At 70.3% G+C, this 26,933-nt stretch carries 25 protein-coding genes; 11 read left to right on the forward strand and 14 right to left on the reverse strand.

Translation table 11 applies throughout. The annotated features are described in order from the left end of the window. Nucleotides 1-3 precede the first annotated feature (3 nt). From HOW07_RS08725 to HOW07_RS08750, 6 genes are read right to left on the reverse strand one after another with little or no spacing between them, the layout of a single operon-like run. A complete protein-coding gene (locus HOW07_RS08725) occupies nt 4-888 on the reverse strand; it encodes a sugar phosphate isomerase/epimerase (RefSeq protein WP_175116676.1) in 885 nt (294 codons plus the stop codon). Beyond that, nucleotides 885-1,982: a Gfo/Idh/MocA family protein gene (locus tag HOW07_RS08730; RefSeq protein WP_071261881.1), complete on the reverse strand. Its 1,098-nt coding sequence runs from the start codon at nt 1,980-1,982 to the stop codon at nt 885-887. Before HOW07_RS08730 ends, HOW07_RS08725 begins: the two co-directional genes overlap by 4 nt. Before the next feature lie 52 nt (nt 1,983-2,034). Continuing rightward, a complete protein-coding gene (locus HOW07_RS08735) occupies nt 2,035-2,868 on the reverse strand; it encodes a sugar phosphate isomerase/epimerase (RefSeq protein WP_175116677.1) in 834 nt (277 codons plus the stop codon). 2 nt (nt 2,869-2,870) lie between these two features. Then, nucleotides 2,871-3,815 (reverse strand): carbohydrate ABC transporter permease, encoded by a 945-nt coding sequence (locus HOW07_RS08740; protein ID WP_175116678.1) that lies wholly within the window; start codon nt 3,813-3,815, stop codon nt 2,871-2,873. Continuing rightward, entirely contained in the window at nt 3,812-4,786 is a 975-nt protein-coding gene (locus HOW07_RS08745; protein ID WP_121292979.1) for a carbohydrate ABC transporter permease, read from the reverse strand. Before HOW07_RS08745 ends, HOW07_RS08740 begins: the two co-directional genes overlap by 4 nt. After that, complete coding sequence (locus tag HOW07_RS08750; RefSeq protein ID WP_175116679.1) at nt 4,786-6,048, reverse strand: sugar ABC transporter substrate-binding protein; 1,263 nt, start codon at nt 6,046-6,048, stop codon at nt 4,786-4,788. The genes HOW07_RS08745 and HOW07_RS08750 overlap by 1 nt, the downstream gene beginning before the upstream one ends. Nucleotides 6,049-6,232: 184 nt before the next feature. On the opposite strand from HOW07_RS08750, the gene uxaC reads away from it, so the two are divergent. The 3 genes from uxaC (at nt 6,233) to manD (ending at nt 10,435) form a co-directional block, all read left to right on the forward strand. Next, a complete protein-coding gene (gene uxaC / locus HOW07_RS08755) occupies nt 6,233-7,651 on the forward strand; it encodes a glucuronate isomerase (protein ID WP_175116680.1) in 1,419 nt (472 codons plus the stop codon). Nucleotides 7,652-7,656: 5 nt separating this feature from the next. Next, on the forward strand, nt 7,657-9,117 hold the full coding sequence (locus tag HOW07_RS08760) for a mannitol dehydrogenase family protein (protein ID WP_175116681.1): 1,461 nt from the start codon (nt 7,657-7,659) through the stop codon (nt 9,115-9,117). Nucleotides 9,118-9,196: 79 nt separating this feature from the next. Continuing rightward, nucleotides 9,197-10,435, forward strand: coding sequence for a D-mannonate dehydratase ManD (gene manD / locus HOW07_RS08765; protein WP_175116682.1), 1,239 nt, complete (start codon nt 9,197-9,199; stop codon nt 10,433-10,435). A 114-nt stretch (nt 10,436-10,549) separates the two neighbouring features. On the opposite strand, the gene HOW07_RS08770 is transcribed toward manD, so the two are convergent. The 4 genes from HOW07_RS08770 to HOW07_RS08785 form a co-directional block, all read right to left on the reverse strand. Beyond that, entirely contained in the window at nt 10,550-11,440 is an 891-nt protein-coding gene (locus HOW07_RS08770) for an EamA family transporter (RefSeq protein ID WP_175116683.1), read from the reverse strand. A gap of 239 nt (nt 11,441-11,679) precedes the next feature. After that, on the reverse strand, nt 11,680-12,084 hold the full coding sequence (locus HOW07_RS08775) for a RidA family protein (protein ID WP_064293914.1): 405 nt from the start codon (nt 12,082-12,084) through the stop codon (nt 11,680-11,682). Between the two features lie 125 nt (nt 12,085-12,209). Further along, nucleotides 12,210-12,983: an IclR family transcriptional regulator gene (locus tag HOW07_RS08780; RefSeq protein ID WP_175116684.1), complete on the reverse strand. Its 774-nt coding sequence runs from the start codon at nt 12,981-12,983 to the stop codon at nt 12,210-12,212. Continuing rightward, nucleotides 12,980-14,029: a sugar kinase gene (locus HOW07_RS08785; RefSeq protein WP_175116685.1), complete on the reverse strand. Its 1,050-nt coding sequence runs from the start codon at nt 14,027-14,029 to the stop codon at nt 12,980-12,982. Before HOW07_RS08785 ends, HOW07_RS08780 begins: the two co-directional genes overlap by 4 nt. A gap of 158 nt (nt 14,030-14,187) precedes the next feature. Here HOW07_RS08785 and HOW07_RS08790 point away from each other — a divergent pair, with 158 nt between their 5' ends. The 4 genes from HOW07_RS08790 (at nt 14,188) to HOW07_RS08805 (ending at nt 19,316) form a co-directional block, all read left to right on the forward strand. Then, a complete protein-coding gene (locus HOW07_RS08790) occupies nt 14,188-15,492 on the forward strand; it encodes an amino acid deaminase (protein ID WP_175116686.1) in 1,305 nt (434 codons plus the stop codon). A 23-nt stretch (nt 15,493-15,515) separates the two neighbouring features. Further along, on the forward strand, nt 15,516-16,175 hold the full coding sequence (locus HOW07_RS08795) for a bifunctional 4-hydroxy-2-oxoglutarate aldolase/2-dehydro-3-deoxy-phosphogluconate aldolase (protein ID WP_175116687.1): 660 nt from the start codon (nt 15,516-15,518) through the stop codon (nt 16,173-16,175). Between the two features lie 76 nt (nt 16,176-16,251). Next, entirely contained in the window at nt 16,252-17,808 is a 1,557-nt protein-coding gene (locus HOW07_RS08800; RefSeq protein WP_371743623.1) for an amidohydrolase family protein, read from the forward strand. 38 nt (nt 17,809-17,846) lie between these two features. Beyond that, the gene (locus tag HOW07_RS08805; RefSeq protein ID WP_079000560.1) at nt 17,847-19,316 is read left to right on the forward strand and encodes a GntP family permease; all 1,470 of its coding nucleotides are present in this window, start codon (nt 17,847-17,849) and stop codon (nt 19,314-19,316) included. Nucleotides 19,317-19,479: 163 nt separating this feature from the next. Here HOW07_RS08805 and nucS read toward each other — a convergent pair whose 3' ends face one another. Together nucS and HOW07_RS08815 are read right to left on the reverse strand one after the other, a co-directional pair. Continuing rightward, on the reverse strand, nt 19,480-20,175 hold the full coding sequence (gene nucS, locus HOW07_RS08810) for an endonuclease NucS (RefSeq protein WP_064294112.1): 696 nt from the start codon (nt 20,173-20,175) through the stop codon (nt 19,480-19,482). A gap of 95 nt (nt 20,176-20,270) precedes the next feature. After that, the gene (locus tag HOW07_RS08815; protein ID WP_371743624.1) at nt 20,271-21,515 is read right to left on the reverse strand and encodes an MFS transporter; all 1,245 of its coding nucleotides are present in this window, start codon (nt 21,513-21,515) and stop codon (nt 20,271-20,273) included. Between the two features lie 114 nt (nt 21,516-21,629). On the opposite strand from HOW07_RS08815, the gene HOW07_RS19805 reads away from it, so the two are divergent. The 4 genes from HOW07_RS19805 to HOW07_RS08835 all read left to right on the forward strand — a co-directional run bounded on the left by HOW07_RS19805 (nt 21,630) and on the right by HOW07_RS08835 (nt 24,848). Next, on the forward strand, nt 21,630-22,697 hold the full coding sequence (locus tag HOW07_RS19805) for a LacI family DNA-binding transcriptional regulator (protein ID WP_175116688.1): 1,068 nt from the start codon (nt 21,630-21,632) through the stop codon (nt 22,695-22,697). Nucleotides 22,698-22,776: 79 nt separating this feature from the next. Continuing rightward, on the forward strand, nt 22,777-24,063 hold the full coding sequence (locus tag HOW07_RS08825; RefSeq protein WP_175116689.1) for an amidohydrolase: 1,287 nt from the start codon (nt 22,777-22,779) through the stop codon (nt 24,061-24,063). A gap of 5 nt (nt 24,064-24,068) precedes the next feature. Continuing rightward, entirely contained in the window at nt 24,069-24,461 is a 393-nt protein-coding gene (locus HOW07_RS08830) for a YbjQ family protein (RefSeq protein WP_314138173.1), read from the forward strand. Between the two features lie 144 nt (nt 24,462-24,605). After that, nucleotides 24,606-24,848, forward strand: coding sequence for a hypothetical protein (locus tag HOW07_RS08835; protein WP_175116690.1), 243 nt, complete (start codon nt 24,606-24,608; stop codon nt 24,846-24,848). 101 nt (nt 24,849-24,949) lie between these two features. Here the strand turns inward: HOW07_RS08835 and HOW07_RS08840 are convergent, their stop codons facing one another. Together HOW07_RS08840 and HOW07_RS08845 are read right to left on the reverse strand one after the other, a co-directional pair. Beyond that, entirely contained in the window at nt 24,950-25,579 is a 630-nt protein-coding gene (locus HOW07_RS08840) for a response regulator transcription factor (protein ID WP_071261495.1), read from the reverse strand. Beyond that, nucleotides 25,576-26,850 (reverse strand): sensor histidine kinase, encoded by a 1,275-nt coding sequence (locus HOW07_RS08845; protein ID WP_175116691.1) that lies wholly within the window; start codon nt 26,848-26,850, stop codon nt 25,576-25,578. Before HOW07_RS08845 ends, HOW07_RS08840 begins: the two co-directional genes overlap by 4 nt. Nucleotides 26,851-26,933 lie beyond the last annotated feature (83 nt).

A 26,933-nucleotide genomic window follows, 5' to 3' on the forward strand; every position in this document is an offset into this window, starting at 1 on the left:
TGGTCAGCGGGTCGCGACATCGAGTGCGTGGCCGGCCCATTCGTACGACAAGCGGTGGGACTCGTAGACGCTCTCGACGCTCGGGAAGTCGACCTCGATCATGTAGTCGCCGTCGTAGTCCGCGGGCATCGCCGCGACGATCGCGTCGAAGTCGAGCACACCGAGCCCGGGTTCCGCCCACAGCCGCTTCGTCTGCGACGTCTCGTGGTAGCTCAGCGCACCGTCCGCTGCGCCGTCGAGGTGATCGGCGTAGACGTCCTTGATGTGGATGCCGCCGAGGCGGTCGCGGTAGTCGGAGATCATGGCGACCGGGTCCGCTCCCGCCCAGCGGAGATGTCCGGTGTCAGGCCCGAACCCGATGAGGTCCGGTCCGAGGGTGTCGAGCAGACTGCGGATCTCGTGCTCGGTCTCGAAGACGCCACCGACGTGCGAGTGGTGCAGGGGGCGGATCCCCTCGGCGAGCAGGACCTCGCAGGTCCGGCCGGCGTTCTCGATGGCCAGGTCGAGCCGCCCCTGGGAGAAGTCGGCGCCGATCGCCGGCGTGGCCATGCGCGCCGGGATCGCCATCGAGGAGATCATCGTCCGGTCGAGTCCGAGGGAGGCCTGGGCCGCCCCGAACGCCTTCGCCGCCTCGAGGACCTCGGCGAGGATGATCGTCTCGTCGAACGCGCTGCTGAACAGGCTGAGCGACGGTGCGAGGCCGTAGCCGCCGATCCACGTGCGGTACTCGTCCGCGGTCATGCCTTCGGGGATGTCGGCCTTCACCGCGGTGAACCCGATGCGCTGGAAGTCGGCGAAGGCCTCCTCGAACACCTCGCGGGTCTTGCCTCGCGCACTCCAGTACGGGATGGGGTTCGCCGCCACCCGGTTCGTCCGCTGCGCGCTCATCGGGCCACCGCCGCAACGGCGTCGAGGCGGACCGGTTGGCCCGTGCGTGCGGACTCGTAGAGACCGGTGATGATCGAGATCGCCTGGCGGTTCTCGGCCAGCGTCACGCGGAGCGGCTCCTCCCCGCGGATCGCGGCGAGGACGTTCCGGTACTGGTGCAGGTGCGCGTCCGACATCTGTCCGGCGACGCTCGAGCCCGCCTGCGTCTCGTCGGCGAACTGCGCCGCCTGGTTCGTGTCCTTGCCCTGCGAGCCGAAGAAGGCCTCGGCGCGCTCCGTTCCGGCGGGAGTGGAGTGGAAGTAGGTCAGCTGGTCGTTCTCGATGACCGCGGAGCCGCGGTCGCCGTGGACCTGCAGCCGCGCGACGAGGCCCGGGTAGACGGCCGTCGAGCCGTGGATGACACCGAGCGCACCGGATGCGAAGCGGACGACACCGACCGCGACGTCCTCGGTCTCGATGCGCTCGTGGGCGAGGAGCGCGGTGTACCCGAAGACCTCGACGGGACGTCCGAGGAGGGCGACCAGCAGGTCGACCGTGTGCACGCCCTGGTTCATGAGCGCGCCGCCGCCGTCGAGCGCCCAGGTGCCGCGCCAGTCGCCGGAGTCGTAGTAGCTCTGCCCGCGCCACCAGTCGACCGAGGCGATGCCCGAGGTGATGCGCCCGAGGTCTCCGCGTTCGGCTGCGGCGAGGACGATCTCCGTCGAGGGGTCGAAGCGGTGCTGGGAGATGACGGTCACGACGGTACCGGCGCGCTCCTGCGCGGCGATGATGTCGTCCGTCCGCGAGACGGTGACGTCGGCCGGCTTCTCGATGATGACGTGCTTGCCGGCCTCGAGCGCCTCGATGGCGAGGTCGGCGTGCAGGCCGGTGGGGGTGCAGACGACGACGATGTCGGGGTCGGTCTGCGCCAGCGCCTCCGCGAGGGTCGTGAACGCCCGTCCGCCGCGCTCGGCGACGAGGGCCTCCGCCTTCGCGAGCTCCGGGTCGGCGACGGCGACGAGTTCCAATTCGTCGCGAAGCTGGTCGATGACGATGCCGTGCTGCTTCGAGATGATGCCGGCGCCGGCGATGGCGATGCGGTGCGGTCGGGACATGCGGGGGTTCGCTCCAGTTCTGTGCGTGGGGTGGGTCGGTGTCCGTGCCGGCTCAGGCGAGCTGGCGGAGGTGCGCGAGGGCGGCTTCGAGCTCCGGTTCGAAGTCCTCGAAGAGGCACTCGACGGTGACGGGGCCGTCGTAGCCGCCGTAGCGCAGGGCCGTGATGAACTCGGTGAGCGGCCAGTCGCCCTGGCCGGGCGGCCGTCGTCCGGCGTCGGCGATGTGGGCGTGTCCGATGCGGGCGCCGAGGGCCTTGACGACGGCGAGCGGCTCCTCCTCCAGCATGATGTGGAAGAGGTCGGCGACGACGGGCACGCGGTCGATCTCGAACTCGTCGAGGAAGGCGACCGTCTCCTCGAGCGAGTTGAGCAGGTTCGTCTCGTCCCGGTTCAGTGGTTCGAGGACGATCTGCAGTCCGTTCCGCTCCGCCGTGTCGCGCGTCTCGACGACGACTTCTGCGAACCTCGCGCGGGCGGCCGTGACGTCCACCGCGGCGGGCATGGTGCGCGCCGTCCCGCTCCCGAACACGATCTTCGCGCCGGGCTCCGAGACCGAACCGATGATCGGCATGACGGCGTCGAGGTACGCCGTGACGCGTTCCGCCGGGAAGTCGGGGTCGGCGAGCGACAGGTCGCCGGGGAACAGGATGGCGAACGACCCGCGTCGGACGCTCGCGTCGTAGTCGGGATGGCGCGTCCACCCGTCTCCGTCGGCGACGACGAGGTTGCCGACGATGGTCGGTTCGGCGTAGTCGGCTCCGGACGCGAACGCACCGGGGATGCGTTCGGAGGGGACGATCACGCCGTACCCGGTGAGCGGGTACCGCTGGGCGGTCGGGTTCGAGTCGGACATGTGGTTCCGTTCCGTCGTCGGTGGGATGGTCATCGCTACTTCAGGCTCCCCGAGATGAGGTCGAGGCGCCAGAACCGCTGGAGGACGAGCACGAAGATCACCACGGGGATGACAGCGATGAGCGCCCCGGCGATGGCGACCGAGTAGAGCACCGGTTCGCTACCGCCACGGTTGAGCATGAGGAACATGGCGACCGTGATGGGCGACAGCTCCGACTTCGACTGCATGATGTACGGCAGCAGGAAGTTGTTCCAGGCGCCGATGAACTGCAACAGGAACACGGTCACGAGACCGGGGAACAAGAGCGGCAGGCCGATCGAGACGAAGGTGCGCCCCTCGTTCGACCCGTCCACCCGAGCCGCCTCGAGGAGTTCCTGCGGCACCGAGCCCCGCGCGAACACGTAGGAGAGGTAGATCCCGAACGGGGTGATCGAGATCGGGATGAGCACCGCCCAGTAGGTGTTCGTGAGGTTCAGCTGTGCGAAGAGCATGTACTGCGGGATCGCCAGCGTGATCGTCGGGAGCAGCACACCCGCGAGCAGTCCGACCATCACGGCCTTCTTACCCGGGAACCGGTAGAGCGCGAGCGCGTAGCCGGCGGCGGCCGAGACGGCGGTCGACAGGAGTGCGCCGCCGATCGAATAGATGAAGCTGTTGCCCAACCAGCGCGCGAAGGAGCCGTTCTCGTACGCGAACAGGTCGGTCATGTTGTCGATGAGGCTCGACCCGAAGGTGAACGCGCTCGTGGAGAACAGCTCGCCGGTGCTCTTCGTGGCGGCGAACACGACCCACACCATCGGGAGCAGGAAGTAGAGGACGGCGATCAGGAGCACGACCGTCGGGAGGATTCCGCCGAGCTTGTGGACGAGGCTGACGGATTCCTTCGGCTTGCCGATGCGGCCGCGATCGGCGCGGACGACGGTCTCGCGAGCGCGACGGTCCTCCTCCGCGCGTTCCGCGGTGCGTGCGGTGGTGGTCATGCGTTCCTCCGAGCTGCGAGGCGTTGCCCGCCGAGCACCAGGAGCGACAGCAGCACCGTGGCGAGGGCGAGGATGATGGATGCCGCCGACGCCGAGTTGAGGTCGTCGTGGGCGAAGGCGTCCCGGTACACCCGCATCAGTGGGAAGTAGGTCGAGCTGATGGCCGGGGTGAGGCTCGAGAGCATCTGCGGCTCGCTGTACACCTGGAGGGCGCCGATGATCGAGAAGAGCCCGGTGAGGATCGTGGCGGGCACGATGTGCGGCAGCTTGATGTACCAGGCGATGCGCGGTTCGTTGCAGCCGTCGATGCGGGCGGCGTCGATCTGCTCCTTCGGCAGCGACTGCAGCGAGGTGTACAGGATGATCGTGTTGAAGCCGATCCCGCCCCACAGCACGACGTTGATGATCGCCGTCATGACGAGGTCGCCGCGCAGCAGCGTCGGGAACTGCAGGCCGAAGGTCTCGGCGAGCTGGTAGATCGGGCTGATCTCGGGCACGTACAGGAAGCCCCACATGAGCGCCGCGATGACGCTCGGCACGCCGTACGGCAGGAAGATCGCCATGCGGCTGAACGCGCGGAGGCGGGCTCTCGGGAGGTCGAGCAGCAGTGCGAACAGCATCGCCGTGAGCATCATGATCGGCACGAGGAAGAGCGCGTACACGGCGAGGTTGCCGAGGCTCGTCCAGAACGTGGGGTCCTGGAGCACCTTCGTGTAGTTGCCGAGGCCGACGAAGACCTCCTCGCGCACGCCGTAGGCGCTCGCACCCGCCGCGGTGCCCATGAGACTGAGGCCGCCGGAGTACACGATCGGGATGACGAACACGAAGACGAACAGGACGACCGCGGGGGCGATGAGCACCCACGCGAACACGTGGTGCGGGCGGGTCAGCGAGACGCGCCGTCTGGTGGGGACCGCGGTCGGATCGTCCTCCGTCCGACCGCGGCCCCGCTCGATGGTCGGCGCGGTCATCAGCCCGCCAGGTCCTTCTCGACGATGTCCTGCACCTTCGGGAGCACATCGGCCCACGGGCTCGTCCCCTCGATGGCGTTGCCGAGCTCGTCGGTGATGGCGGTGAAGGCCACCTGCGTGTTCGGTCCCCACTGCACGGTGACGAGCTTCGACGCCGCTTCCGTGGCGCTCGGCCAGTAGGTCGTGTCCTCGGGCATGAGCTCCGGCGGCGTGCGGTCGATCTCCTGGCCGTGGAGGGCCCCGGTGAACTTGTTGACCTCGACGAGCCCCTCGGCGCCCTCATCGGACGCGTTCAGCCAGGTGATGAACTCGAGCGCCTGGTCGTAGTGCGGGCTCTCCTTGAGGATGACGTTGGCCGAACCGCCGCGGGCGAAGACCCGCGGATCGGCGGCGTCCCACTGCGGGATCTGCGCGGCCGACCAGAGCCCGACGGTGTCGGGGTACTGGTTGAGCAGTGGACCGGGAGCCCAGGCGCCGGCGATCGTGCCGAGCACCCGGCCACTCGCGGTCGCCTCGATCTGCTCGGGGCTGCCGGTCTGGTAGGTGCTCACGAGGTCGTCCTCGACCATGCCCTGCCAGAAGTCCAGGACCTCCCGCGTCTCGGCGCTGTCGATGTCGACACCCCATTGCTCCTCGGCGTAGTCCCACCACTGGGCGCCGTTCTGCAGGGCGAGTCCCATGAACTGGTCGGCGTCGATCGAGCTGAAATTGAAGAGGTAGCGGTCACCGTCGAGGGTGCGGACCTGCTCGGCGAGGGCGCGGAAGTCCTCCCAGCTCGCGGCCGGGGTGAGGCCGTACTGCGCGAAGAGGTCGTTCCGGTAGACGAAGAGCGCCGGCCCGAGATCCTGCGGGACGCCGTAGACCGTGTCGTCGAAGGACACGCTCTCGAGCACCGTGGGGGAGTAGGCCTCCTCGAGGTCCTGCTTCGCGCTGTCGAGTGGGGCGAGGACGCCGGCCGACACGTAGGTCGGCAGCTGCGTGTACTCCGCCTGCGCGATGTCGGGGCCGTCGCCGGCTCGCACCGCGCTCAGGACGCGGACGGGCATGTCCGCTCCGCTCGCGGGTTGCGAGATGTTGACCTCGATGTCGGGGTTGGCCTGGTTCCACACCTCGACGCGCTTGTCGATGTTCGAGCCCCAGGCCCAGAACTCGAGCGTCACCGGGCCGTCGGCCGAGTCGTCGTCGCCCGGTCCCGAGCACGCCGTCAGCGCGAGGGCGAGGATTCCCGCGGTCGCGATTCCGATACGAACGCTGTTTGCCACTGCAATCTCCTTTGATAGCGGGGTCTGCTCCTCGCGTCGCTGAAGCGTTTCAGTGGTGCTGGACCACGACGGTTCCGGGCGGAAGCGGGATCAGTCTCGCAGACGGTCGTCGATCTGGCAAGCGATTGCCAGAAGGACATGGCAATCGGTTGACAGACGGGGGACTCCCGGTTTCAATGGAGGCGTGCCAACGACGCTGCAGAACGATCCAGACCGCCTCCTCCCCGCCGACCCGGGGAGCCGCGACGTCGCCAGGGCGCTCTACCGCTCGGTCGAGGCCCTGCCGATCGTCTCGCCGCACGGACACGTGGATCCGGTGATCCTCGTCGAGGACACCCCGTTCGCGAACGCCACCGAGCTGTTCCTCCGGCACGACCACTACGTCACCCGCCTGCTGCACGCCGCCGGGTTCTCCCTCGCGGACGTCGGCGTGCCCGACCTCGCGGAGGGTGGTTCCGTCGCCGCGCCGCGGGACGCCTGGCGACGCTTCTGCGAGCACTGGCACCTGTACGCCGGCACCGCCTCCGGGTACTGGCTGAGTTCGATCCTCGGTGAGCAGTTCGGTGTCACGGAGCAGCCGGACGGAGCGAACGCCGACCGGCTCTTCGACACGATCCAGGAGGCGCTCCAAGCGCCGGCGTTCCGTCCGCGCGCGCTGTTCGACCGCTTCCGCATCGAGGTGCTCGCGACCACCGACGACCCGATGGACGACCTCGCCGCACATGCCGCCCTCGCGGCGGACCCCACCTTCAGCGGGCGCGTCCTGCCGACCTTCCGGCCCGACGCGTACCTCGATCCGACGAAGGCCGGGTGGGTGGAGCGGGTCGCGGCACTCGCCGCCTGGAACGGGACACCGGAGTCCAGCTACCGCGGCTATCTCGAGGCGCTCGTCGGGCGCCGTCGCCACTTCATCGAGCACGGGGCGGTGTCGGCCGACCACGGTGTCCTGCAGCCGCTCACGATCGAACTCGAGGAGGCGGACGCCGCGGCGCTGTTCGACCGCGCGCTGTCGGGGACCGCCGACGCCGCGGACCTCGAGCGGTTCGCTGCGCACATGCTGTTCGAAAGCGCCCGGATGAGCGTCGAGGACGGCCTCGTCATGACGGTGCACCCCGGTGTCCACCGCAATCATCACGCGCCGACCCTCGCCCGCTTCGGGCCCGACAGCGGCCACGACCTCCCGGTCCGCACCGACTACGTCCGTCCCCTGCGTCCGCTGCTGGAGCGGTTCGGCACGGCTCCGGGGTTCCACCTCGTCCTCTTCAGCGTCGACGAGACGAGCTACTCGCGGGAGATCGCACCGCTCGCCGGGTTCTACCCGAGTGTCTTCGTCGGCGCACCGTGGTGGTTCCTCGACGCACCCGACGCCGTCCTGCGCTTCCGGTCCGCCGTGACGGAGACGGCCGGGTTCTCACGCGGATCGGGCTTCATCGACGACACCCGGGCCTTCCTCTCGATCCCCGCCCGACACGACATGTCCAGGCGCCTCGACGCGTCGTTCCTCGCGCGGCTCGTGCGGGAGGGGCGCATCGACGAGGCGACGGCCGAACGCATCATCCTCGACCTCGTCGTCGACCAGCCGCGACGGGTGTTCAAACTGTGAGCACCGTGACGACCGCGGACAGCGCTGCCGGAGCCCAGGGGGAGCAGGCGGTCCCGCGTCTGTCCCGCGCGCGACTGCCCGAGTTCCCGTCGGCACCGGTCCGGATCGTCCACCTCGGACTCGGCGCCTTCCACCGTGCTCATCAGGCCTGGTACACCCAGCTCGCCGACCCCGATCACGAGTGGGGCATCGCCGCCTTCACCGGCCGGAGTCCGCAGGCCGCAATCGATCTGGACGCCCAGGACTGCCTCTACACGGTCGTCGAGCGATCGGCGGACGGCGACTCGGCGACGATCGTCGGTTCGATCGTCGAGGCGCGGGACGGTGGCGACGTCGCACGGCTCCACGACCTCCTCGCCGCCGAGACCACCGCCATCGTCACGCTCACGGTCACCGAGGCCGGGTACCGGCTCGATGCCGAGGGGAAGCCGGACGCATCGGATCCGGCGGTCGAGCAGGACGTCGCCCTGCTGTCCGAGGCCTTCGCCGAACAGGGGGACCTCCGCGCCGCGCGACCGACGACGACGCTCGGCAGACTGCTTCTCGGCCTCGAAGCCCGTCGTCGTGCCGGGGCCGGTCCGATCGCGATCCTGCCGTGCGACAACATCGCCGACGGCGGCGCGCTGGTCCGTCGCGCGATGCTCGCCCTCGCCGACCGGGTCAGCCCGGAGACCGCTCGGTGGATCGCCGACGAGGTCTCGTTCGTCTCGTCCTCGGTCGACCGCATCACGCCGCGTCCCACGGCCGCCGACGAAGCGACGGCGGCGACGCTCACCGGATTCGCCGATGCCGCTCCCGTCGTCACCGAGCCCTTCACCGACTGGGTGCTGAGCGGCGAGTTCCCCGTCGGGCGGCCGGCGTGGGAGTCCGCGGGCGCCCGGTTCGTCCACGACCTCGAGCCTTACGAGCAACGCAAACTACGACTGCTCAACGGCGCCCACAGCCTCCTCGCCTACGCGGGCCCGCTGCGCGGTCATGCGACGGTCGCCGAGGCGGTCGGTGACGAGCGGTGCCGGGCCTGGGTCGAGGAGTACTGGGACGAGACGGAGCGCCATCTGCCGGACGACCTCGGGCTGACGGCGTATCGCTCCGCGCTCCTGGAGCGCTTCGACAATGCGCGCATCGAGCACCGACTGCAGCAGATCGCGCTCGAGGGGGTCACGAAACTGCGGGTGCGGATCGTGTCGACCCTTTTGGCGGAACGGGCCGCCGGTCGGCCGGGAACCGGGTCCCTGCGCGTGATCGCCGCGTGGGTGGCGGCCGTCCAGAGCGACGACCGGCCGGGTGACGCGAACGGTGCCGCCGTCGCTGAGGCGCTCCGGTTCCAGGGTCGGGAGCGGACCGCGGCGCTCGTGCGCCTGATCGACCCCCGTCTCCTCGGCTCGGAGCCGGAGGACGGATCCACGCTCGTCATCGAGCTGGAGCACCTGGTCGACGAGCTGACCGGACGCCCACGGAACCCCTGACCCCGCCGCTGCAGCCGACCCGCAAACCGTCGGAACCACCCCGGCCACATCGGCCGCAACGCACGAAGGAGTAGTACCCATGAACATCGACAAGGCTGAGGTCATCGTCACGAGTCCCGATCGGAACTTCGTGACGTTGAAGCTGACGACGGATGACGGTCTGACGGGCCTGGGGGACGCGACGTTGAACGGGCGCGAGTTGGCGGTGGTGGCGTATCTGTCCGAGCACGTGGTGCCGTTGTTGCTGGGGCGGGATGCGTCGCGGATCGAGGACACGTGGCAGTTCCTGTATCGGTCGGCGTATTGGCGTCGGGGTCCGGTGACGATGGCTGCGGTCGCGGCGGTCGATATGGCGTTGTGGGACATCAAGGGCAAGGCTGCGGGCATGCCGGTGTACCAGTTGCTGGGCGGTGCGTCGCGGACGGGGCTGCTCGCCTACGGGCATGCGTCGGGGAAGAGCAACGAGGAGTTGTTCGACAGTGTGCGCGAGCATCAGGCGCAGGGGTATCAGGCCATCCGGATCCAGACGGCGGTGCCGGGGTTGCAGTCGATCTACGGGATCGCGTCGAACGCGACGTTCGAGGGCAACACGGGTGTCCGGTACGACCACGAGCCGGCGCAGCGTGGCGGGCTGCCGAACGAGGAGGATTGGGACACGAGGTCGTATCTGCGGCATCTGCCGACGGTGTTCGAGGCGGTGCGGAACGAGTTCGGTCCGGAGTTGCCGTTGTTGCATGACGGGCATCACCGGATGACGCCGATCCAGGCCGCGAAGCTCGGGAAGAGCCTGGAGCCGTTCGACCTGTTCTGGCTCGAGGACTGCACGCCGGCGGAGAACCCGGAGGCGTTGCGCCTGGTGCGGCAGCACACGACGACGCCGTTGGCGATCGGGGAGATCTTCAACACGGTGTGGGACTACCAGCAGATCATCCGCGAGCAGCTCATCGATTATGTGCGTGGTGCGGTGACGCACATGGGTGGGATCTCGCATCTGAAGAAGACGTTGGACTATGCGGCGCAGTACCAGATCAAGTCGGGCATGCACGGGCCGACGGACATCTCCCCGGTCGGCATGGCCGCCGCGATGCACCTGGGCTTGTCGATCCACAACTTCGGCATCCAGGAGTACATGAAGCACGGCGCCAAGACCGACGCCGTGTTCCAGCAGTCCTACACCTGGGACAACGGCATGCTGCACCCGGGAGACCAGCCCGGGCTGGGTGTCGAGTTGAACGTGGACGAGGCGGACAAGTATCCGTATCAGCGCGCCTACCTGCCCTACAACCGGCTCGCCGACGGCACCGTCCACGACTGGTGACCCGGCGGCCAGCGCGGTGCGCTCACCCGACCGCGCCCCTGTGGCGTGAGTGCGCCCCTCCGGAGGCCCGCGCTCACGTCGCAGGGGCGCGCTCGCGAAGGCCTCGGAGCCGGGTCAGCCCGCGAGGAGGGCGACGCCGATCACGACGACGGTCGCCGCGGCGATCCGGCGCACGGGGCGGCCTTCGCGGAGCACGAGTGCACCGAACAGGCTGACGAGGATGACGCTCACCTCGCGCATCGGTGCGACGAGCGCGACCGGTGCCATGGTGATGGCGACGAGCACGAGGATGTACGACATCGGCGAGAGCACCCCGAAGGCGAGGATGCGTGGCCAGTGGGCGCGCAGGACCGCCGGCAGCTCGCGCGCCCGGCGGCCGAGCGAACCGGAGAACAGCACGACCTCGACCGCGGTGCAGCCGACCATGTACGCGACGGGCGAGGCGCCCCACGTGCGGACGGCGTGCGCGTCCCAGATCGTGTAGGCCGCGATCGCGACCCCGGTCAGGAGTCCGAAGGCGACTGCCGGATCGATGCGTCGTCGCGTGGCGCGTACGTCGACGGCGACCGGCGACGGGTCGCTCCCACGATCGACGAACCCGATCGCGACGACACCGACCACGATCGCCGCGACACCGAGGAGCGCGAGCAGTGACGGGCGTTCACCGAGGATGAGGATGGCGATGATCACGCTGATCGTCGGGCCGGTGCCGCGCGCCGTGGCGTAGACGGTGGAGAGGCGTCCGCTGGCGTAGCCGCGTTGCAGCACGAGCATGTAGACGTAGTGCAGCACGGCGGAGACCACGACGCCGATGGCGAAGCCGGTGAGGTCGTCCGTAACGAGCCCGCCGGTGAAGGGGACGACGATCGCCCACAGCACGGTGCTCGACACGGCCCCCCACCAGAGGAAGGGCATGCCGATCCGGCTGACGCCGTGGGCGACGATGTTCCACGCCGCATGGCAGACCGCGGCGGCGAGGACGATGGTGACGGCGAGCAGAGACACGAGAGACCCTTCCGATCCTCGCGGGCGCGACGATCAGGGTCCTCCGGGCTTTTGTCCTGTCAGATGACGGTCGTCGGCTGACCGCCGACCGTGGCGCCGCTCGGACCAGTCGAGCTGTCGCTCCGGAACCCTAGGCGCTATCGCGCACCACGCTACCAGCCTCCGGCGAGACGTATCCGTTCGCCCGAAAATGGGCGAACGGACACTCGGTCGCCCAGGAATGGGCGACCGAACGTGCCTCAGTCGACGATCGCGATGGCGTCGATCTCGACGAGCATCTCCTCGCGGGGGAGGCCCGTGAAGACCGTGGTGCGGGAGGGCAGGACGCCACCCTTGACGCGCGAGCCGACGAACTCGCCGTAGGCGTCGTTCATGATCGCGAAGTCCTCGCGCTTGGTGAGGTAGACGCGCAGCATCATGACGTCGTCGAAGGTCGCGCCGCCGGCCGCGAGGATGGCCTCGACGTTCTGCAGGGTACGGGTGGTCTGCGCGGCGACGTCGCCCGGGAACAGGTACTCGTTCGTCGCGGGGTCGACGGGGCCCTGGCCGGAGACCTGGACGAAGTTGCCCTTGCGGACGCCCTGGGAGAAGGTGTGCGCGGGAGCCGGGGCGTCGGTGGTGGAGATGGCGGTGCGTTCGGTCATGGGGTGTGTCCTTCGGTTGGCGGCCCTTCGACAAGCTCAGGGACCGGATGGTGGGGCTCAGGGACCGGGGTTGGTGGGGCTCAGGGGCGGCAGTGGCGGGGCTCAGGGACGGGACGGGTGGGAGGTCAGGACGTGGTGGGTGCCTCTGCGGGCGTCGGCGGTGCGTAGCCGAGTTCGGCGGAGATCGCGGTCGTGGTGGCGAGGAGCTGCGGCAGGAGGGCTCGGACGCCGCTGTGGGGGAGGACCATCGTCGGGACCGAGATCGATACCGCCGCGGTGACCCGGCCGTCGGGCCCGAAGACCGGAGCGGCCACGCAGTTCATGAAGCTCTCGTGCTCCTCGTGGTCCTCGGCCCATCCGCGTTCGGTCGAACGCTCGATCTCGGCGAGCAGGGCGTCGGCGTCGGTGATGGTCTTGTCGGTGTACCGCTCGAACACGATGCCCGTGACGACGCGTCGACGCTCCGCCTCGTCGAGTCCGCCGAGGAGGACCTTCGCGACGCCGGTCGCGTACAGGGAGGCCGGCAGGCCGACGCGCGAATACATGCGGAGGGGCTGACGGGACTCGACCTTGTCGATGTAGAAGACGGAGCCGCCCTCGTAGGCGGCGAGGTGCACCGTCTGGCCCGTGGCCGCCCCCAGCGCCCGGATGTGCGGAGCGGCGACGCCGCGGACGTCCTGCTCGTCGAGCGCGGTCTGGGTCAGCTCGAACATCGCGCGCCCGAGGTGGTACCGGAACGACGCGTCGCGCGTGACGAAGCCGTGCTCCTCGAGCGTGTTGAGCAGGCGCAGCACCGTGGTCTTGTGCACACCGGCCGTCGCCGCGAGCGCGTCGAGGGAGTTGGTGCCCGAGACGATCTCGCGGAGGAGGTCGAGCGCGCGGGACAGGGACTGGCTCATGCGTCGATCATCCCGTGTGCGCCGACGGTGGTCCACGGCAGTGGGTGCTCCGCGGTGATGCGCCACGACGCCCATTCCTCATCGGTCGCCTCGACGATGGTGCTGACACCCTGGGCGTCCGGCACGAGCTCGGGGCGGTCGCCGTGGCAGACGAGCGTCGACGCCGCTACCGCGTGGCCGAGCCGCGTGCAGGCGGTGTCGGAGCGACCCGAGGCCAGCCCGGCGAGGTAGCCGGCGGCGAACGCGTCGCCCGCACCGACGGTCTCGACGACGTCGACCGACAACGACCGCACGTCGACACCCGCCTCGGACCCGCGGTGGAGGGTGGTCGCGGCGTTCTCCTCGTCCTTGAGCACGATGCGCCGCAGGGTCGGCAGCTCGGCGAAGAGGCGGGTGGCGTCCGTGTGGCCGAAGAACAACTCCGCTTCGTCGACGCCGAGGAACAGGACGGACGCCTGGTCGAGCAGGCGATGCAGCGGGGCGGTCGAGCGACGCTCCCAGAGTCGCGGCCGGAAGTTGAGGTCGACGCTCAGGACGGTGTCTCGGGGGAGCGCGTCGCCCAGCTCGCCCACGAGCAGCGCGGTCGAGTCGGACAGCGCCGGGGTGATGCCGGAGGTGTGCACGATGGCCGAGGCGGTGATGGCCGCCCGGGTCGCTTCGTGTCGAAGGGTGTCGGCGCCGAGCTGCGACGCGGCGGACTCGCTGCGGTAGTAATGCATCCGCGGCCGACGGTCGCCGTCGGCGCTCACGACCGTCTCCTTGACGTAGAGGCCGGTGGGCCGGTGGTCGTCACGCTCGACGGCGTCGGTGAGGACACCGTCGTGCCGGGCCGTCTCGAGGATGTAGTCACCGAACCCGTCGTCGCCGAGGCGAGAGATCCAGTGGGTGGGGACGCCCAGGCGCGCGAGGCTGGAGGCGACGTTGAACTCGGCACCGCCGACGCCCGTCCGGTATTCGCGGGCTTCGGCGACCGGGAGCTGCCCCTCGGGCAGGAGGACGACCATCGCTTCGCCGATCGTGCTCACGGTGGACGGTGACGTCGTCATCACGGTTCCCCTCGCGTCTCGGCCGGGTCCGGTTGACGGCCTGTGGATGCAATGCTAGAACAGACGTAGCGCTGAGTGCAATGTGCGTTGCAAGATGCGCAACGCCTGACGCTCACGGTGTCGGTGGGTGCAGCGCTCGATCGCGAAACGAGGAGACCATGACGGACGACTTCGATGCCGGTGCGCTGGGCGTGCTCGACGGCAGCCTCAAGGGCTTCCCACCGGCGTCCGTCGGGACCGACGCCGCCACGTTCCTCGCCGGTCGACCGGCGCTCGCCGACTTCACCACGCCGCTCGTCACGCTCGACCGCTCGGCGGTCACCGACAACGTCGAGACCATGCGCCAGTGGTGCGACCGCGCCGGGGTGGGCCTCGCGCCGCACGGCAAGACCACGATGAACCGGGCCCTATGGCAGCGTCAGCTCGACGCGGGTGCCTGGGGCATCACCGTCGCGACCCCGTGGCAGCTCTCCGTCGCGCTCGACTGGTCGATTCCGCACATCATGCTGGCCAACGCCCTCGTACAGCCCGAACACCTGCGCGCCGTCGGGCGGGCCCTCGACCGCGGCGACGCCGAGATCGTCGTGTGGGCCGACTCCGTCCGCGCCGTGCAGATCATGTCGCGCGTGCTCGCCGAGCAGCCACTGCGTCGCCCGCTCCACGTGCTCGTGGAACTCGGAGCGCCGGGTGGCCGCACCGGAGCCCGGGACCACGCCACCGCGCTCGAGATCGCCGAGGCCGTCGTCGCCTCGCCCGAGCTCGCGCTCGCCGGCGTCAGCGGCTACGAGGGGGCCCTCGCGCACCACGGCGACGACGGTTCGCTGCAGATCGTGCGTGATTACCTGACCTCCCTCGCCGAGCTGCACACCGGGCTCCTCGCCGACGGCCGCTACGACGATCGCGTCGAGACCCTCATCGTGACCGCCGGGGGCAGTGCCTACTTCGACGTGGTCGCCGAGGTCCTCGCGGAACTGCGCGACCTCGACGGTGCTCGCGGACGCGCCGTCGACGTGCTGCTGCGCTCCGGCGCGTATGTCACCCACGACGACGGCTTCTACCGGGGGATCACCCCGCTGGGCCGCCACGAGGGCACCGGCGACTTCCGCTCCGCGATCCACGGCTGGGCGACGATCGTCTCCCGCCCCGAGCCCGGCCTCGCGCTCGTCGACGGCGGGAAGCGCGACTTCCCCTTCGACGAAGGGCTCCCCGAGGTGCAGGGCGTCCGCCGCGCCGGATCCGCCACCGTCGAACCGCTCCCGGGCGCGACGACCACCGCCATGAACGACCAGCACACCTTCGTCTCCCTGCCGCCCGGCAGCGACGTCGAGGTCGGTGACGTCATCCGCCTGGGCCTCTCCCACCCGTGCACCACCTTCGACAAGTGGCGTGCCCTCGTGGTCATCGACGACGTCCGTCTCGCCGAACCGAGCGCCGTCGACGCCGTCACCACCACCTTCGGCTGAGCCGAACCGAACAGGAGCCCCGCATGACGCTCGAGACCCCTCCCACCGCGCCGCACGCCCTCGACGCCCTGTACGCCGACCGCGCCATCGCCGTCGTCCGCGTGCCCGTCATCCCCGACCCGGTCGAACTCTGCCGGGCGCTCGCCGCGGGCGGGATCCGCAGTGTGGAGTTCACCTTCACGACGCCGGGCGTCGAAGCCCTGATCCGTGCCGCGGCCGACGCGATCGGCGACCACGGGGCCGTGATCGGCGCGGGGACGGTCGTGGACCGCGACACCGCACAGCGCGCCGTCGACAGCGGAGCGCAGTTCCTGGTCACGCCCGGTCTGAGCGAGGAGGTGGCCGAGGTCGCCACCGCCGCCGGCATCCCGTTCCTGCTCGGTGCGATGACGCCGAGCGAGGTCATGCGCGCCGCGTCCCTCGGTTCCCACGCGGTGAAGATCTTCCCGGCCGCCGCCATGGGGTCCGGCTTCCTCAAAGACCTCAAGGGTCCGTTCCCGGGTCTCCGGCTCGTGCCGTCGGGCGGACTGCACGCCGGCAACGCCCGCGAGTACATCCAGGCCGGCGCAGCCGCCGTGACCGCAGGTTCGAGCGTGGTCGGTGCGGCCGACGTCGCCGCGGCCGATTGGGCCGGGGTCACCGGGCGTGCGACCGCCTTCACCGCGGCGGCACTCCTGCCGTGACGTCGCGACCGACGGACGGAGCGCGCGCGGTGGTCATCCGCGGCGCTCGCATCGTCGCGGCACCGGCGGACCGAGCGTGCACGGGTCGCTGCTCATCGACGGGGGCCGCATCATCGCGATCGGGGCGTCCGCCGAGGCCGACGCACCCGCTGACGCCCTGATCATCGACGCTGACGGCCTCGTCGCGTCGCCCGGCTTCATCGACATGCACGCACACTCCGACCTCGCGGTCCTCCGCGACCACGAGCACCTCGCCAAGGTCTCGCAGGGCGTCACCACGGAGGTCCTCGGACAGGACGGGCTCTCCTACGCCCCGACGGACGACCGCACGATGTCGATCGTCCGGCAGCAGATCGCCGGCTGGAACGGGCAACCCGACGACGTCGACTTCGCCTGGCGGACCGTCGGCGAGTACCTCGACCGCGTCGACCACGGGGCCGCGCTGAACGTCGCCTATCTGGTGCCGCAGGGCTCCGTCCGGATGCTCGTGGTCGGCACCGAGAACCGGGCTGCGACCGCCGACGAGATCGCTCGGATGCAGGAGCTCGTCGCCGCCGGCATGCGGGAGGGCGCGGTCGGGATGTCCTCCGGCCTCACCTACGTGCCCGGCATGTTCGCCGACACCGAGGAACTCGTCGCGCTGTGCCGCACCGTCGCGGAGCACGGCGGCTTCTACGCACCGCATCAGCGCTCGTACGGCAAGGGCGCACTCGAGGCGTACGCGGAGATGATCGACATCAGTCGTCGTTCCGGCTGTGCGCTGCACCTCACGCACGCGACGATGAACTTCGGCGTCAACGCAGGCCGGGCCGCCGAACTCGTGGCCCTCATCGACGCCGCAATCGCGGACGGCGTCGACATCACGCTCGACACCTATCCGTACCTGCCGGGTTCGACGACCCTGTCGGCGTTGCTGCCGAGCTGGGCGGCGGTCGGCGGGCCGGACGCGACGATCGAGCGTCTGGGCGACGACGACGTCCGGGCGCGGATCCGATACGAGCTCGAGGTGCTCGGCACCGACGGCTGTCACGGTGTCGTCACCGACTGGGCCACGATCGAGATCTCCGGCGTCGCGAACCCCGAGCTTGCCGGCTTCGTCGGACGGACCGTCGCCGACATCGCCGCCGAGGAAGCGGGACACGCATGGTCGGGTGACCCGACGGCCCTGTTCTTCGCGCTGCTCGAAACCGACCGGCTCGCGACCGGCATCCTCCAGCACGTCGGCGACGAGGCCAACGTGCGCACGATGATGGTGCACCCGGCCCACACGGGCGGGAGCGACGGGATCCTGATCGGCGCGAAGCCACACCCGCGCGCCTGGGGCACCTTCCCGCGCTACCTCGGCCACTACGTCCGCGAGGAGGGGGTGCTCGGGCTGGAAGACGCCGTCGCCCACCTCACCTCGCGGCCGGCTGCGCGCCTCGGCCTCAGCGACCGCGGCGTGCTCCGCGTCGGAGCCGCGGCCGACCTCGTCCTGTTCGACCCAACGACCATCGCCGACCGCGCGACGTTCGCCGAGCCCCGGCAGCAGGCCGCCGGCATCCCGTGGGTGTTCGTGAACGGTGCCGCCGTCATCGCCGACGGTCGACGCACCGACGCCGTCCCCGGCCGCTCGATCCGCCGCCCGGCCTGACCGCTTCCCCCGCCTCCCACCGATCCAGAAGGTCTCCCATGCCCATCAACGCCCTCGCGCGCAGCGTCGCGGCCGCCGCTCCAGCACCGAGCGACCCCATCGGCTGGTTGCAGCAGACCACGCCCGGCCTGCTCATCCTGTGTGCCGTCGCCATCGCGGTGCTGCTGTTCCTCATCATCCGGGTCAAGCTCGAACCGTTCATCTCGCTCTTCATCGTCGGCATCGGCCTGGCTCTCGCGACCGGGACGAGCATCTACCAGATCGTCGGCGTGGCCGTGCCGGACCCCTTCGACGACGAGCAGATCAAGCCGGGGGCGTCGCTCCTCGAGACCGGCTTCGGCGGGATCCTCGGGCACATCACGATCATCATCGGTCTCGGCACCGTGCTCGGCGCGATCCTGGAGCGCTCCGGTGGTGCTGACGTCCTCATCCGGAAGCTGCTCGGTCGCTTCGGGGAACGCGGTGCTCCGATCGCGATGGGGCTCACCGGTCTCATCTTCGGCATCCCCGTGTTCTTCGACGTCGGCATCTTCGTCCTCGCGCCCCTCGTCTACATCACCGCGCGTCGCGGCGGGAAGTCGCTCGTGCTCTACGCGCTCCCGATGCTCGCCGGCCTCTCGATGACGCACGCGTTCCTGCCGCCGCACCCGGGCCCGACGGCGCTCGCCGGTACCTTCGAGGTCGGGCTCGGCTGGCTCATCCTCATGGGCTTCCTCTGCGGCATCCCCGCCTTCATCGCGTCGGGTATCGCCTGGCCGCTCTGGATCGGGAAGCGCGTCATGGTCTCGGTTCCCGAGGAGTACGTCCTGGAGCCCGAGGACGACGCCCCCGAGCGCAAGGACGTCTCGCTCTGGAGCGTCGGTCTCATCATCATCACGCCGATCCTGCTGATCCTCGCCGCCACCTTCGGTGCCCTCGCCTTGCCGAACGGACCCGTCCTCGAAGCGTTGACGCTCATCGGCAACCCGGCGGTCGCGCTCACGATCGCCGTCTGCCTCGCGTACTACGTGCTCGGGGTGCGGCGCGGCATGACGCTCGCCGAACTGGGTGAGCTCTCCGGCCAGTCGCTCCGACCGATCGGCATGATCCTGCTCGTCGTCGGTGCGGGTGCGTTCTTCGGCGCCGTCATCTCGGCGACGGGGGTGGGCGCGGCGTTGGCCGAGGTGCTCGGTTCGCTCGGCCTGCCGATCATCGTGTCCGCGTACCTCATCAGTTCCGGCCTCCGCATCGCGCAGGGCTCGGCGACCGCGGCCATCGTGATCACGGCGGGGATCCTGCAGCCGGTCGTGCTCGCGGGTGACTACTCGCAGCCGCAGCTGGCGCTCATCGGCATCGCGATCGCCGCGGGTTCGATCACGCTCTCGCACGTCAACGACGGTGGGTTCTGGATCATCGCGAAGTACTTCAACATGTCGGTGAAGCAGACGCTCGCGACCTGGACCGTGCTCGAGACGATCCTCTCGGTCGTCGGCTTCGGGATGGTCGCCCTCATCTGGCTGTTCGTCTAGCCCGGTGCTGTGGTGACGTCAGCGCGGTGTGCTGGCGTCACCGCGGTGCTGCGCGCTGAGCGCGGGTCTCCGGAGGGGCGCGCTCACGCGCCTGGGGCGCGCTCACGCCGGTTCGGGCGCGCTCGCGCGGGCGCACCGCGCTGACCGAACGCAGCAGTCGACCTCAGAAGAGGCGGGAGTCGCTGTCGTCGAGGCCGCGCATCGCGTCGTAGTCGAGGACGACGCAGCGGATCCCGCGGTCCTGGGCGAGGGTGCGCGCCTGCGGCTTGATCTCCTGTGCGGCGAACACGCCCTGCACGGGAGCGAGGAGCGGGTCGCGGTTCATGAGTTCGAGGTAGCGGGTGAGCTGCTCGACGCCGTCGATGTCGCCGCGGCGCTTCAGCTCGACCGCCACGGACGCCCCGGTCGCGTCGGTGGCGAGGATGTCGACCGGGCCGATCGCGGTCATGTACTCGCGGCGGATGAGTCGGTAGCCGTCGCCGAGGAGCTCGATCTGCTCCGCGAGGAGCTTCTGCAGGTGCGCTTCGACGCCGTCCTTCTGGAGGCCCGGATCGACGCCGAGTTCGTGCGCGCTGTCGTGGTGGACCTCGTGGATCGACACGATGAGGGCGTCGCCGGTCTTCTTGTGCGTGACCTTCCACAGCTCGGTGATCCCGGCCGCGGCCTGCGTCTCGTCGGGCTCGACCGTCGTGAGCACGCAGGGCGGGCTCATCCAGTTCAGCGGCTTGTAGGAGCCGCCGTCGGAGTGGACGAGCAGGCTGCCGTCGTTCTTCACCATGAGGAGCCGCTTGGCGAGCGGCAAGTGAGCCGACAACCGTCCGGCATAGTCGACCGAGCACTCCGCAATCACCAAACGCACGACGACGAGCCTACCGCGACACCGCAGCACGTCCATTCGCCCATGTTCGGGCGACGGAACCCTGAATCGCCCGAATATGTGCGAACGAACGGGGCTCAGCGCTTGCGGCGGCTGCTCTCGCGGGCGGCCGGAGAGGCAAGGCCGGCGAACACGATGAGTACGAGCACGACGAACAGGGCGTTCAGCAGGCCGATGGCGTCGCCGAGGATGCCGATGAGCGGCGGACCGACGAGGAACGCGCAGTAGCCGATCATCGCGACGGCACTCACCCGTGCCGCAGCGCGCTTGGAGTCGTCGGCCGCGGCTGACATGCCCACCGGGAACCCGAGCGAGGCGCCGAGTCCCCAGAGCACGGTGCCGAGGATCATCAGTCCGGTCACCGGCGTGAGGATGAACAGGACGAGCCCGGCGATCGCGGCTCCAGCCGACACCCGGAGCACCGGCACCCGTCCGAACCGGTCGATGAGGGGCCCGCCGACGATGCGACCGACGGTCATCGCGGTGACGAAGACCCCGTAGACGAGCGCGCCGGTCGTGTTGCTCTGCCCGTGGCCGTCGACGACGGCCAAAGCGAGCCAGTCGTTGGCACTGCCCTCGGCGAACGCCATACCGAGGATGATGACGCCGATGAGGATGAGCCGGCCGTCCGCCCAGACCGAGAGGCTCTCGCGGAGACGCTCCTGCCACGGCGTCTTCGGTGCGTCGTCGGCCTCGGCGGCCACGTCCTGCTGGACCGGGACGAAGCGTACGGCGACGACGGTCGCGACGGTGATGGCGACCGCCATGATGAGCGCGTGCCAGAACACCTCGAGGCCGATCGCCGAGGCCAGAGCGCCGAGCCCCGCTCCGGCGACCGTGCCGAAGCTGAAGCACGCGTGCATCAGCGGCATCACCGTCTTGCCGAGTTCCTGTTCGGCTGCGGCTCCCTCGACGTTCATCATCACGTCGAGGGCTCCGTTTCCGAAGCCGAAGACGATGAGCCCGACCAGCACGATCCCAGCGAGCGGTACGAGGCTCGCGCCGACGCCGATGAGGAGGAGTCCGGTCGCGACGACCCCGAGCACCAGCTGCATGCCTCGCCGCGGTCCGAGTCGTGCGAGGAGGTGCTGGGAGGCGACGAGCCCGACGACCGATCCGATCGACATGCCCAGGATGAGCAGCCCGACGGTGCCGGTGGTGAGTCCGAGGTTGTCGCGGATGGCGGGGATGCGGGCCACCCACGTCGCGATGCTGAGGCCGCTGAGGGCGAAGACCACGAAGATCGCGTTCCGCCAGGCGAGCAGTTCGCGGCGTGGTCGCAGGGCGACGGGGGCGGTGTGCGGGTTGGTCGGCTCTGACACGTGGTCCTCGGGTTCGGTGCTGGTGCGCCTGGGCGCCGTGTGGAACGGGTGGTGAAGCCCGTGGATCGGGAGGCTATCGAATCGATTCGATTCCGTCGACTAAGCTAGCAGACCGTGGACCAGGAAACACGCCCCTCGCGACCGACGCTCGCCGATGTCGCCGAGCGCGCGGGGGTGTCACCATCGACCGCCTCGCTCGCGTTCAGCGGCGCCGGACCCGTGTCCGAAGCGACCAAGCAGCGCGTGCTGCAGGCTGCCGCCGACCTCGACTACGCCGGACCCGACCCCCGGGCCCGCTCCCTCCGTCAGGGACGCAGCGGCATCGTGGGAGCCGTCGTCGCAGGCCGGATCGGGCACTCCTTCCGCGACCCCGTGATGGTCCAGACCCTCGACGGACTCGCCGACGAGCTCGGTGCGGTCGGCGCAGGACTCCTCCTGCTGAACGACGCGCAGGAGGGCACCCTGCAGTTGAGCAACGCGCCGATGGACGGCGTCGTCCTCATCGGCTGCAGCCCCAACCTCGACAGCTCGGTCGCGATCCTCAGTCGACGGGGGATGCCGATCGTGTCGATCGAGGGCCTCGCAGCCCTCGGCGTGCCCGACATCGCCGTCGACAACCGCGGCGGCGTGCGTGCGGAGGCCCAGCACCTCGCCGACCTCGGCCACGAGCGCGTCGCCGTCGTCACCCTCAACCTCGATCCGACCGAACGCCGCGGCCCGCTCACGCCCGAGTGGGAGCGATCCGCCACGACGGTCCCGGCGATCGAGCGCCTGCAGGGCCTCCGCGACGTCTTCCCCGACGCGCAGGGGTTCGTCACCACGGGGTCATCGCTCGAAGAGGGCCGGGTCGCCGGACACTCGATCCTCGACGTGCCCGCGGATGAACGGCCGACGGCGATCGCCGCGCAGAGCGACCTCCTGGCCGCCGGTGTCATCCGCGCAGCCGAGGAGCTGGGCATCGCCGTCCCCACGGAGCTCAGCGTGGTCGGGTTCGACGGCATCCGGGTCGAGGGGCTCGACTACGACCTCACGACGGTGTGGCAGCCCTCCCGCGAGAAGGGTTCGGCCGCGGGCCGTGCGATCATCGCCATGCTCGACGGCCGCGATCCGGAGTGCGAGCAGTTCAGCGTCCGGTTCCACCGCGGAGCGACGACGGCACGGGTCCCCGCTCCACAGCGCTGAGGTCTCGCCGGGGTTTCGACAGATCCTGCCGCACGGCGGACCCGCCCCGTAGGGTGGAGACGACGCTCGAAGGAGACCCATGACCGACCAGCCCATCGCCACCGCAGCACTCGTCCAGCAGGAGGCGGCGGCGCTCGCCGCGTCTCTCGCCCCGGTCTACAAGGATCTCCACGCCAATCCGGAGCTCTCCTTCGCGGAGCACCGGACCGCCGCCCTCGTCGCGGACCGCATCACCGGCCTCGGGTACGGGGTCGCGACGGGGATCGGCGGCACCGGCGTCGTCGGCGTCCTGGAGAACGGCGAGGGTCCGACGGTCTTGCTGCGGGCCGACATGGACGGCCTGCCCGTCTTGGAGGAGACCGGCCTCGACTACGCCAGCGTCGCACGCGGGGTCGACCCGGAGGGCAACGACGTCCCGGTCATGCACGCCTGCGGCCACGACGTCCACGTCACCTGCCTGCTGGGCGCCGCCGAACTGCTCGCCGCACGGCGCGACACCTGGTCCGGGACGCTCGTCGTCCTGTTCCAGCCGGCCGAGGAGGCCGGCGGCGGTGCGCAGGCGATGGTCGACGACGACCTCTACGCACGCGTCCCGAAGCCCGACATCGTGTTCGGCCAGCACGTCGGTCCGCTGCCGGCCGGTGTCGTCGGCACGCACGCCGGGCCGTCGTTCGCCGCGACCGACGCCTACCGCGTCACCTTCCACGGCCGCGGCGGTCACGGGTCCCGCCCGCAGTCGACGATCGACCCCATCGTCATGGCGGCCTCGGCGGTCGTCAGGCTCCAGAGCATCGTTTCCCGCGAGGTTGCCGGGACCGACACTGCCGTGCTCACCGTCGGCACGATGCACGCCGGCACGAAGAACAACATCATCCCCGACACGGCACAGATCGGCGTGAACATCCGCAGCTACGAGCCGCACGTGCGCGACCGCGTCGTCGGCTCCATGGAGCGCATCATCCGCGCCGAGGCCGCGGCGTCGGGCGCCGAGCGGGAACCGGTGATCGAACACACCGAGGCCTTCCCGGTGCTCGTGAACGATCCCGCGGCGACCGGTGCGGTGACGGCGGTGTTCGCCGACGCGTTCGGTGCCAACCGCGTCGTCGACCCCGGTCTCGTCACGGGCAGCGAGGACGTCGGCATGCTGGCGACGGCCGCAGACGCGCCAATCGTCTACTGGATCCTCGGCGGCGCCGACCCGCAGGCCTTCGCCGCAGCCTACGCGTCGGGGCGCATGGAGCAGGACCTCCCGGGCAACCACTCCTCGAAGTTCGCCCCGCTCATCCACCCGACGCTCGACACCGGCATCGCCGCCCTCTCGCTCGCCGCCCTGTCGCGGCTCTTCGGAACGGCGGCGACCGCGTGATCGTCGTGACGACGGACACCGTCGCCGGTCACCGCATCGACGCGGTCCTCGGCGAGGTCATCGGCCTCACGGTGCGCGCTCGCGACTGGGGCTCCTCCATGTCGATCGGCTTCTCCGCGCTCGGCGGCGGAGAAGTCCCGGGGATGACCGCGCTGCTGTTCGAGTCCCGTCAAGAGGTCATGCGGCGCTTGGTCGCCGACGCCGAACAGCGCGGCGCCAACGCGGTCCTCGCCATGCGCCTCGAGACCACCGACATCGGCGGGGCGTGGACGCAGCTGACGGCGTACGGCACCGCGGCCTATCTCGTCCCGATCCCCGCGGGCGAACCCGGAGCGACCGGCCAGTCCGCCTACGCGGCGGCGCAACCCGACGCCCCGAAGCCCCGGGGTCAGGTCTAGTCCGACGATCGGTCGCGAACGGCGGGTGCGAATCGATCGCACCCGCCGCTCGCGAAATCGGTGGTTGATGGCTGTGGTGTCCGCGCGCTAGCGTGGCTGCACTGCGGCGACAGGGGGTCGCCGCAAGGAGGATCGGGGGATCTGATGCGCAGACGAAAGGCGAGGTTCCTGGCCGCGGTAGGCCTCGGCGCGGCACTGGTGGTGGGTGGTGCAACGGCGCCGGCGAGCGCCGCGCCGCAGGTCTGGTACCAGATCACCGGGTCGGTGAAGGCCGACTGCTCGGCCATGTCCGCCAAGTACCGGGGCCTCGGAGCTCGCATTTACACGGGATGCCACCAGCGTTCCTACGACAAGCAGTGGGCGTTCTCCTACTACTGGCCGAGCTGAGCCGCGGAGCCGGAGGCCTTCGTCGGTCGGCCTTGCAGCGCGAGCTGGTCGAGGTCGAAGTCGTCCGACCCGCCCCGTGGCCCGCGCCGGTGCGGTGCGGCTCAGAGCAGGCGGAGCTCCTGGGCACGGGTGACGGCCCGGGTCCGGTCGGCCACCTCGAGCTTCTCGAAGACGTGCAGCAGGTGCGTCTTCACCGTCGACTCCGAGATGAAGAGCGCTGCCGCGATCGCGCGGTTGCTGTTTCCGGCGGCGACGAGCGCGAGGACCTCGAGCTCGCGGGCGCTGAGCTGCGGGCGGGTCGGTGCCCCACCCTGCATGCGGCCGACGAGCGTCGCCGCGATCGTGGGCGCGAGCACCGTCTGACCGGCGACCACTGAACGGATGCCGGCCAGGATCTCCTGCTCTGGCGCCGCCTTCAACAGGTAGCCTCCGGCTCCGGCCTCGATCGCGCCGAGGATGTCGTCGTCGGTCTCGTAGGTCGTGAGGACGAGCACCCGGACGCCTGGCACGCGCTGCACGATGCGTGCTGTCGCCTCCGCGCCGCCGAGGACCGGCATGCGCAGGTCCATGAGCACGAGGTCCGGCCGGTGCTCCTCGGCCGCCGCGACCGCCGCAGCGCCGTCCGCCACCTCGGCCACGACCTCGAGGTCGTCCGCGCGCCCGAGCAGTGCGACGATGCCCGATCGCACGATGGGGTGGTCGTCCGCGACGACGATCCTGATCCGTGTCATCGTGTGTCCTGTCTGGTCCCTGAGCTTGTCGGAATCCCGGTCCCTGGGCTTGTCGAAGGGCCCGCTTCGATCGTCACCGGCACTCGCACCCGAACCGTCGTCCCCGCTCCGGCGGCACTCGTGAGTTCCACCGTCCCACCGAGCAGCGTCACCCGGTCGTGCATGCCGTGCAGCCCGAAGCCCGCGCCCGGGCTGGTCCCGAGGAGCGCGCGTTCCGGGTCCGCGATCCCGCCCCCGTCGTCGGTGATGCGCAGTTCGGCCCAGCCGTCGTCGACGCTGAGCACCAGCTCGACGCGGTTGGCGGCGGCGTGCTTCCGGATGTTCGCGAGCCCCTCCTGGGCGCTCCGGAGCAGCACGACCTCGGGTGCCCGCTCGAACCGTTCGGACGGGGCGTCGATGTCGACGGCCACGCCGGTCTCGCGGGCGAACCGCTCGCCCAAGCGTCGGAGGCTGTCGCCGAGGGTCGTGTCGGCAGCGGGCATCGCCGCCGTCGTGGCCACGAGGGACCTCGCCTCGCGGAGGGCGTCGCGCGCTGTGCTCTCGATGAGGTCGATGCTGTCGAGGGCGGCGACCGGGCGACCGTCCAGCGGGGAGGCGTCCGGCGTGCCTGCGACGGTCGCGCCGACCTCGGAGCGGGCCCGTTGAGCGAGCAGCACCACGCTCGTGAGGCTCTGCGCGATCGTGTCGTGGATGTCGCGCGCCATGCGTTCCCGTTCGGCGGCCGCTCCGGCTTCCCGGCTCGCCCGTTCCGTTTCGGCCTGGGCCGCCTGCAGACTGACCAGGAGTCGTGCCTTCTCGTCGCCGAGCTCGGCGATCCGGGTGATCCAGAGACCGAGGGACAGCGCGAAGACGAGTGAGACGCTCTGGATCGCGAGCCCCTGCAGGATCACGTCGGGGGTGGCGCCCAGCCCGACGATGAAGCCGACGGCGAGGGTCGCGGCGCTCGCGATGTTGAGGATGATCGCGTTCCGGGTGTTCGGTGTCAGCACCCACAGCAGCGGGAACACGAGGCACTGCAGGGTCAGGACGTTCGGGGAGAACGCCGTCCCGACGGCGGTGAGCGCGATGAGGGTGATCGCGAACCAGAGCCCGCCCTGCGGTCGCTCCAGGGTGCGTCGCCCGACCGTGTAATAGACGAGGCAGAGCGCCGCCAGCACGATCCAGACGCCGACGACCCGTTCCTGTGCCCCGGCCGCGCTGACGCTCACGAGCGCGCCGACGATCACGCACCCCGCGCCGAACGCGACATCCCACCACCGTCGTCCGTCCATGTCCCAACCCTCCCATCCTGCCCGCGAACTGTCACTTCCTGCTGGTTCCGGTGGCGTACACCCACCGGAACTGACAGTTCGCG

It is taken from the genome of Plantibacter sp. MCCC 1A11337 (genome assembly GCF_013349365.1).
GTDB classification, from domain to species: Bacteria; Actinomycetota; Actinomycetes; order Actinomycetales; family Microbacteriaceae; genus Plantibacter; species Plantibacter flavus_A.

Excerpts from the sequence above, each read along its gene's own strand:
- HOW07_RS08725 (WP_175116676.1), bottom strand. The coding sequence starts at position 888 with ATGAGCGCGCAGCGGACGAACCGGGTGGCGGCGAACCCCATCCCGTAC.
- HOW07_RS08730 (WP_071261881.1), bottom strand. The coding sequence starts at position 1,982 with ATGTCCCGACCGCACCGCATCGCCATCGCCGGCGCCGGCATCATCTCG.
- HOW07_RS08735 (WP_175116677.1), bottom strand. The coding sequence starts at position 2,868 with ATGACCATCCCACCGACGACGGAACGGAACCACATGTCCGACTCGAAC.
- HOW07_RS08740 (WP_175116678.1), bottom strand. The coding sequence starts at position 3,815 with ATGACCACCACCGCACGCACCGCGGAACGCGCGGAGGAGGACCGTCGC.
- HOW07_RS08745 (WP_121292979.1), bottom strand. The coding sequence starts at position 4,786 with ATGACCGCGCCGACCATCGAGCGGGGCCGCGGTCGGACGGAGGACGAT.
- manD (WP_175116682.1), top strand. The coding sequence starts at position 9,197 with ATGAACATCGACAAGGCTGAGGTCATCGTCACGAGTCCCGATCGGAAC.
- HOW07_RS08775 (WP_064293914.1), bottom strand. The coding sequence starts at position 12,084 with ATGACCGAACGCACCGCCATCTCCACCACCGACGCCCCGGCTCCCGCG.
- HOW07_RS08780 (WP_175116684.1), bottom strand. The coding sequence starts at position 12,983 with ATGAGCCAGTCCCTGTCCCGCGCGCTCGACCTCCTCCGCGAGATCGTC.
- HOW07_RS08785 (WP_175116685.1), bottom strand. The coding sequence starts at position 14,029 with ATGACGACGTCACCGTCCACCGTGAGCACGATCGGCGAAGCGATGGTC.
- HOW07_RS08790 (WP_175116686.1), top strand. The coding sequence starts at position 14,188 with ATGACGGACGACTTCGATGCCGGTGCGCTGGGCGTGCTCGACGGCAGC.
- HOW07_RS08795 (WP_175116687.1), top strand. The coding sequence starts at position 15,516 with ATGACGCTCGAGACCCCTCCCACCGCGCCGCACGCCCTCGACGCCCTG.
- HOW07_RS08805 (WP_079000560.1), top strand. The coding sequence starts at position 17,847 with ATGCCCATCAACGCCCTCGCGCGCAGCGTCGCGGCCGCCGCTCCAGCA.
- HOW07_RS08825 (WP_175116689.1), top strand. The coding sequence starts at position 22,777 with ATGACCGACCAGCCCATCGCCACCGCAGCACTCGTCCAGCAGGAGGCG.
- HOW07_RS08835 (WP_175116690.1), top strand. The coding sequence starts at position 24,606 with ATGCGCAGACGAAAGGCGAGGTTCCTGGCCGCGGTAGGCCTCGGCGCG.
- HOW07_RS08840 (WP_071261495.1), bottom strand. The coding sequence starts at position 25,579 with ATGACACGGATCAGGATCGTCGTCGCGGACGACCACCCCATCGTGCGA.
- HOW07_RS08845 (WP_175116691.1), bottom strand. The coding sequence starts at position 26,850 with ATGGACGGACGACGGTGGTGGGATGTCGCGTTCGGCGCGGGGTGCGTG.